General features: G+C 63.7%; 1 protein-coding gene. It reads left to right on the top strand.

All coding sequences use genetic code 11. From position 1 onward, the window contains the following. Positions 1–61: 61 nt before the first annotated feature. Positions 62–1,332, top strand: a protein-coding gene (locus ACFFIO_RS17240) for an IS3 family transposase (RefSeq protein WP_378043689.1) whose coding sequence is annotated in 2 segments (ribosomal slippage) — positions 62–380 and positions 380–1,332 — 1,272 coding nt annotated over the 2 segments. Because the reading frame shifts where the segments join, the coding sequence is not laid out codon by codon here. This gene is flagged as partial in the annotation.

The raw sequence follows: 1,332 nt of genomic DNA, 5'->3' as shown, positions 1-1,332 counted from the left end.
AAACAGGAATCCGATCATAATGTCGAATCTAGCTTTGGCCGAAGTGGGCCAAGATGGATCCATGAGTAGTCCCGGACCCCGCGCCGGTGGACCGAGGCCTCGAAGGTCCTTTACCCCGGCGCAGAAACTCGAGTATCTGGCCCAGTACGAGGAGGCCTGCACCCGTCAGGAGGGCAGCGCCTTCCTGCGGGGACAGGGGCTGTATTCCTCCCAGATCACCGAGTGGCGCAAACTACGTGATGCCGGGGTACTGGAGGGCAAAACGGCCGGACAGACAATCGGGAAACTGTCGCCGGAGCAGGCCGAGATCGCGCGTCTGCGCCGCCAGCTAGGGGTGAGCGAGAGCCGGTTGGAGCAGACCGAGGCAGCCTTGGAGGTGATGGGAAAACTCTCGGCGTTCTTCGAGAACGCCATCGAGAACTCACCTCACGAGCCCAAGCCCAAGAAGAAATGACCAGCGCCTACCATCAGCTGGTGAAGCTGAAGGTTTCTACCCGGCAGGCGGCGGCCCTGACTGGGGTCTCGCGGACCACGATCTATCGCAAGCCAGTAGCGGCTCGAGATCATCCGCCGGTGGTGCCGCCGAACAAGCTCAGTGCTGCGGAGCGGGCCGAGATCCTCGCCGTCTTGAACTGCCCGGCATTCGTGGACCTGGCGCCGCTGCAGGTCTATACGAAGCTGCTGGACGAGGGCGTCTACCTGGGTTCGGTCTCCACGTTCTACCGGGTGCTTCAGGAGAACGAGCAGGTCGCTGAACGACGCCGGCTGGCCACGCACCCGCCGCGGACCATCCCGGAGCTGGTGGCCACCGCCCCCGGAGAGGTTTATACCTGGGACATCACGAAGCTGGCCGGCCCGGTCAAGGGCAAGTACTTCGACTGCTACCTGATGGTGGATATCCACTCACGGTTCATCGTCGGCGCGCACGTGCACGCCTCCGAGTCCGGGGCCTTGGCGGTGGAGATGATGAAGGAGATCTTCGGTATCCATGGCATCCCTCAGGTCGTCCACGCCGACCGCGGCACCTCGATGACCTCCAAGACCGTGGCCGCGCTGCTGTCTGATCTGGAGGTCACCCGATCCCACTCAAGGCCCCGGGTGAGCAACGACAACCCTTACAGCGAGAGCTTGTTCAAGACCATGAAGTACGGGCCGACCTTCCCCGAGCGCTTCGCCTCGCTGGGCGATGCGCGGGCCTTCATCAGCGAATTCGTGGACTGGTACAACCATCACCACCAGCACTCCGGCCTCGGGTTCCACACCCCCGCCAACGTGCACTACGGCTTCGCCCACGGTCTCGCGCAGAAGCGCTCACAGACCCTGGCCGCGGCC

Source organism: Citricoccus parietis (assembly GCF_042433045.1).
Taxonomy (GTDB): Bacteria; Actinomycetota; Actinomycetes; order Actinomycetales; family Micrococcaceae; genus Citricoccus; species Citricoccus parietis.
The sequence above is the reverse complement of the archived record's forward strand: the minus strand, read 5'-3'. Positions and strand labels throughout refer to the sequence as shown.